This window comes from Okeania sp. SIO2F4 (assembly GCF_010672385.1).
Lineage (GTDB): Bacteria > Cyanobacteriota > Cyanobacteriia > Cyanobacteriales > Microcoleaceae > Trichodesmium.
Genome location: NZ_JAAHGT010000567.1, coordinates 1 through 6292 on the forward strand (window position 1 = coordinate 1; position 6292 = coordinate 6292).

Consider the following 6292-nt stretch of genomic DNA (forward strand, 5'->3'; position numbering starts at 1 on the left):
TAGCAGCAGCCTGTGAAACGTCAACCCACCGAAGAGTTAAGGTTCAGCAGGAATCTCCGCGCCTTTAGGCCGGAGAGGATGTCAACTATAGCAATATGAAATTATTCGTGAGAAAAAACTTTAGGGGTTTGGAGAAAAAAACCTTGGCAGTTTGGTTTGGAGGCTAAACCCCTACGATAAAATCTTACAACCTATTTAGGATTATTACCCCTACTTAAAATACATTTAGCTTTCAATAAAACTAAATTCTGAATATTTAGAACTCGACAACTTTCTGGAACATTTAATAAACTCGGAACTATGCCATTTTCCATCTGCGCTCTAACTAGATTAGTGGCAGTATTATTTAATTGTTGAAGGCGATGATTTTTCCTGACATATTCTAAAGTTAATGCCTGAGAATCTAACAACCAAAAGTCAATCTCATATTTTCGGATAAACTTTTTCACGTCTTCTAAGTTAGGACTATATTGTGCTTGGATTAAATCATTAGCTCGTTGTTTTATCTGACCATAATATCCTTGATGGTAGGGCAAAGCATATTCCGAACCGACTAATATTGAACGTTTGGCAAAAGTGGGAATATTATTAGCTTCTAATGCCAAAGAAGCGACGCGGATATCTGAGGGTTGTTGGGCTAAAAATTCATAAAGTTGGGGTGCTTTTCCCACTACATAATTAGTGACGGGAAAGTTGTTGGTTAAGGCTGGATATAAAAGGAGGAGAGTTAATACTATATATATAGATATGGTTTTGATTTTTCCGACTGGTTTTGTTTGGGAGGGATGCTTGAATAGATGGAATTTTTGTCTGACAAAATCAATTATTAAAGTAAAGGCTATTCCACCAGCTAATGCCATGATAATTCTGAGACTATGTTGACTGTAACGACTGGGATGATGTAGTCGAAATAATAATAAGTGGGCGGCTAAGAATATTCCGGTTGATGCTAAGGCTAATTTTGGTAAAAGGATTATTTTATTGGTGACTTTTTTGGCTAGGGGAAAGTATTTATAGCAGTTCTTTAATCTATGAGATACAGTTTTAGATTCTCCCCTCGCCTCCCTTAAAAAGGGGATGGATTTAGGGGAATTGTAAATGTACCTCATAACTCTGGGAATTTCTCTGAAGCTCCAGAAAATGAATAATAATAATCCTGCCCAAACTTGGGGAGGGAGGAAAGATTGAGATAACCATTCTGGAGGAATAATGCCGGAGCGATCGCCTGTTAACCAAAAATCAAAATTATTATCTGAAAAGAAGGATGCTCTACCTCCAGGATAAAATTCTGGTAATTTTTTGGCTTGGGTTAATGTAATAATCGGACTATATTTGGAGGTATTTAAAGCGTAGGGTAGAAGTACAAAAAATGCTGTGGTTAAGCCAATGGTTAAAATGGTAAATTTTTGCTGGTTTCGGAAGTAGAGAAAATCTAAGACTAAGAGGGCGGAACAGAGCAAAACTCCTTGGGGATAAAATAATCCGAGAAGAGAGATTGTTACTGTTATGCCTAACCAAGAATGTCTGAGGAAGTAATAGAGAAATGCTAAGAATAAAGGATAGAAAAATGCTCTGGGGGTGGCGGAGATTAAGTCGTCTTTGAGCCAGAGATTTTGATTCAAAAATAATGTGCTGAGAAATCCGGCGAGTGGTACGGGTAATATTTGGATTGCGACTCCAAAACAATAGGCGGTTGTGATTAATCCTAATATTATTGGCAGGAATTTATTGAGTAATAAAGGTGGGATGCCGATGAGGGAAAATAGTTGATAAAAGTAGGTATATCCTTTCGGGGCGACTGATTGAAAATAGTCGGCAATAATATCGTTGGGAAAAAGTTCTGGATTGAGAAATCTTGCCATCCAAAAAACATGGGAGCGAGCGTCATCTTGCACGACATATTGATTGCTGAACGCGGGAATTATTCCTAAAATTCCACAAATTATGGCTAAGGTTAGGCTGAGGCAAAACCAGAATTTTGTTGGAGGTAATGTGGTTAAATATTTAGGTAAATTCATTTGGCTTCGGAGTAAGATAATTCCGTCGATTGTCATACAATGATCAGGGGCTAATGGTAATTCGCCCCTACAATATCGAATCTTATCTTTAAATATTGAATAAAACTGATGCTACTGGATTTGACATAATGGCTTATATCAAATCCTCTTAATTCGGTATAAAAAAATGTGACATCTTGACAAATCTTTCTATATCTCCCCATCTTCCCACACTCCCCACCCGGACCACACTCCTCACACTACTTTATCTAATTACACCAATGCTACCGGATTTGATATTATCTGGACTTACGCATTAGGAATGAGTTTTGGGCGTTCGGGATTGCTTTCCTGACGGACTGCTCCGCAAACGCTGTCGCTCGCAATGAGAGAAATACGTTATTTTGCGTAAGTCCTGATTATTTACCAACACCGTTACACAAACGCTTATCGCTTTCACTAACAGTTGGATTATTTTCTAGGTAGCCACGCACCCAGTTGCAAGCCCACTCATGGAGGCCATCAAACCCCCAAACGTTCCACAACTTCACTGTATTGTCACCACTGGCAGTGGCAATAGTCTTTCCATCAGGACTAAATGCTACATTGACCCTATTCTTATTCCCCTCCAGAGTCTGCAATAATTCCCCCTCAAGGTTCCACAACTTCACTCTTTTGTCACCACTGGCAGAAGCAATAGTCTCTCCATCAGGACTAAATGTTACATCAAAGACAAAATGCTTATGCCCCTCCAGAGTCTGCAATAATTCCCCCTCAAGGTTCCACAACTTCACTGTTTTGTTCTTACTTGCAGAAGCAATAGTTTCTCCATCAGGACTAAATTCTAGATCATAGACAGGAGCACCATGCGACATTGCCTGCAAGGGTTGCCCCTGAAGGTTCCACAATATGACTACACCGTAGTAATCTGCAGAAGCAATAGTCTCTCCATTAGGACTAAATGTTACGCCATGGACTAGCCCGATCTCATGGCCGATTAGAGTCTGCAACAACTGCCCCTGACGGTTCCACAATTTCACTGTTTTGTCACCACTGGCAGTGGCAATAGTCTCTCCATCAGGACTAAATGTTACGCTATTGACTAGCCCCTCATGGCCGATTAGATTATGCAATAATTGCCCCTCAAGGTTCCACAACTTCGCTGTTTTGTCATCACTGGCAGTGGCAATAGTCTTTCCATCAGGACTAAATATTACATATCTTAACAAATCCTCATGGCCGATTAGAGTCTGGAATAATTGCCCCTGACGGTTCCACAACTTCACTGTTTTATCACCACTGGCAGTGGCAATAGTTTCTCCATCAGGGCTAAATACTACATCTCTTACCGAACTCTCATGGCGGAGAGTCTGCAATAATTGCCCCTGACGGTTCCACAATTTCACTGTTTTGTCACCACTAGCAGTGGCAATAGTCTCTCCATCAGGACTAAATGCTATATCTGTTAACCCATCCTTATGTCCCTCAAGAGTCTGCAAGACCCCCTGACGCTTCCACAACCTCACTCTAGAGTGACCACGATTACCAGACTCATAATTTACATTTGCAATGGCAATAGTCTCTCCATCAGGACTAAATGCTATATCTTGGGTGCTTATATCCTGATAATTAACGAACAATTCTTCCGGGCTCATTAGAGTCTGCAACAACTGCCCCTCTTTGTTCCACAATTTGACTGTTTGGTCCCAACCTGCAGTGGCAATAGTCTCTCCATCAGGACTAAACATTACATATCTTACCAAATCCTCATGACCGGTTAGAGTCTGCAATAACTGCCCCTCTTGGTTCCACAATTTCACTGTAGAATAATCTTGTGCAGAAGCAGGAGTAGCAATAGTAATAGTCTTTCCATCAGGGCTAAATGCTAGACCATCAATGTCCTGATAGTCGCTTAGAGTCTGCAATAATTGCCCCTGACGGTTCCACAACCTCACTGTTTTGTCATGTTCACCTACAGTGACAATAGTCTCTCCATCAGGGCTAAATACTACATCTCTTACCGAACTCTCATGGCGGAGAGTCTGCAATAATTGCCCCTGACGGTTCCACAACTTCACTGTAAAGTTACTCCCATTCTCACGCCTACTTGCAGTAGCAATAGTCTCTCCATCAGGACTAAATGCTACAGTACTGAGAATATCATTATCCGCGAGAGTCTGCAATTCCTGCCCCTGACGGTTCCACAATTTCACTCTACCATCTGCAGAAGCAATAGTCTCTCCATCAGGACTAAATGCTACATCTTTGACTGAATTCCAATGCCCCTCTAGAGTCTGCAACAACTGTCCCTCTTGGTTCCACAATTTAACTGCTTTATAACTTGCAGTAGCAATAGTCTCTCCATCAGGACTAAATGCTACAGCATTGATCGGAAGACTATGCATCTGACCCTTCTTCCCGATGAACCAATGAAGCAAATGATTCTGCTCTCGGTAAGTTTGCTCCATATATATAGCTTGACTGAGACCATCTGCTACTTGCTTTTTGCTATCTGCCTGGGGTTGGAATATTAAATTAGGCTTTGGTAGTTGTTTAACTGCTCTTAAAGCTTGCAGCATTGCCTCCAAACCTTCATTTGACTCAGATAATGATTGAGCAGCATAACTCTTATTAACTGCTTCGGCTTCCGCGAGCTTGAGATTTGTTCGCCAAAGTAATGTTACTCCAGTAATAGCTGCCCCTATGAACAATAGTACCAATACTGCAAAACTTATCCACAGTATCTTTTCTGTTTTTTGCTTCTCCTCATCTGCTTTGGGTTTTGCCTCTACCTGAGCATCCAATGTCATCTGCTCTTCGGATTTTTCCAGCTCGATCACCTGTTTGTCTTCGTTATTCATAGTTATTTATTGTTAGTGTTAAACCTTCAGACTCTCTCTATATTATATTAGCACTGCTTACTAAGTTCCTCTTAGCTAGGACTTACGCAAAATATCAAACCATATACAATTAAGATTTGTTCATAGAAGATTCTTTTATCAATTACCCTGAGGTAAAATCCAAAGTTCCCCACGATTATGAACCAACTCCAGTTGAGAATTTTCTTGTGTTTCTAATCCTGAAATTAAACTCCATTGAGGACGAAATACGAATACATCACTAAAACCTTTTGGAACTTTTGGAACTTCGGGTTCTTCGATGAATAAAACTTTCACATCTGGTCTCAACATATATCCTAGAGTAGCTAATCTTGCAGAATGATTACTAATAACAAGTGGCTGCTGTGTTTGATTAATTATTCTGGCGACTTGAGCATCATAATAACTACTATATTTATTCCACCAAGTCTCAGCTTGAGAACTAATTCCACAAGATATGATGCCTAAAGAAATCAGAATCACAGTTACTATCTGCCAAAATTTATGTTGGATTTGATTTGTAAAGTTAGTCAGTTTTGTTCCTAATAAATAAGCCACAGATAATTGGATGCCTAAATAAGCTGGAATTAAATAACGAGGAATAGTAGAACGTTGTCCGCCAGATATTAAATCGGGAATTATTAAACATATTGGGGTGACTGCCATTAAGGTTAAGATAAAAATAGTTGCCTGCCGGGGTGCATTTTTTACGAGGAAATAAATAGAGTAAATGACTAATAATAAAACCAATCCCAAGATGTACGGCCAGATAGTATTTAGTTGTAGTAAAGCATTATTATCAAAAACAAGTTTCTTGACATCGAATAATCTCTCAGACGAACCAATTTGAATATCAACAAATGTAAAACCTAGATTGATAAACCATCTTTTCAACAAATCTAGGAATGGCAGATTTTTGGAAACCCAATTGATGCCGTCAAAATGATTAATTATCAAGATTAGCCAAGGTAAAAATGCTAAAAATCCGTAGAAAGATGCTAGTAAATAAGATTTGAGTTTCTGGGTTAGTTTAAATTTTTCAGTGAGGATTACATATAATCCATGACCAAAGGCTACTAATACAGAAAAGAGATGAGTATATAAAGCAAAGATGAGACTTGCTATATAAATTTTCCAGGTATGTTTTGTCTTAATTCGCATTGCTCGGAGTAAGGCAATACTTGATAGTAAAACGACGACGGAAAAAAGACTATAAGCTCGTGCTTCCTGAGCATATAATACTAAAATTGGAGAAATTGCTGTGATGGAAATTGCTACCCATCCTACTAATGATTTGCTAAATAATTCTCGACATAGCCAATAAATACAGGGAAAAATTAGTAAACTCGTTATCGCTGAGAAATTTCTAATTACGGTTACAGAGTTACCGAATAATTTTACCCACCATCTCAGAAG

Annotated in this window: 3 protein-coding genes; all 3 read right to left on the bottom strand. The window is 39.2% G+C overall.

Going from position 1 to position 6292, the window contains the following annotated elements:
* Positions 1-191 precede the first annotated feature (191 nt).
* Complete coding sequence (locus tag F6K22_RS27635) at positions 192-2054, bottom strand: hypothetical protein (RefSeq protein ID WP_375340202.1); 1863 nt, start codon at positions 2052-2054, stop codon at positions 192-194.
* A gap of 362 nt (positions 2055-2416) precedes the next feature.
* Positions 2417-4858: a WD40 repeat domain-containing protein gene (locus tag F6K22_RS27640; RefSeq protein WP_293105472.1), complete on the bottom strand. Its 2442-nt coding sequence runs from the start codon at positions 4856-4858 to the stop codon at positions 2417-2419.
* A 138-nt stretch (positions 4859-4996) separates the two neighbouring features.
* Positions 4997-6292: glycosyltransferase family 39 protein (locus tag F6K22_RS27645; RefSeq protein ID WP_293105475.1), on the bottom strand; the 1296-nt coding region annotated here is incomplete at its 5' end.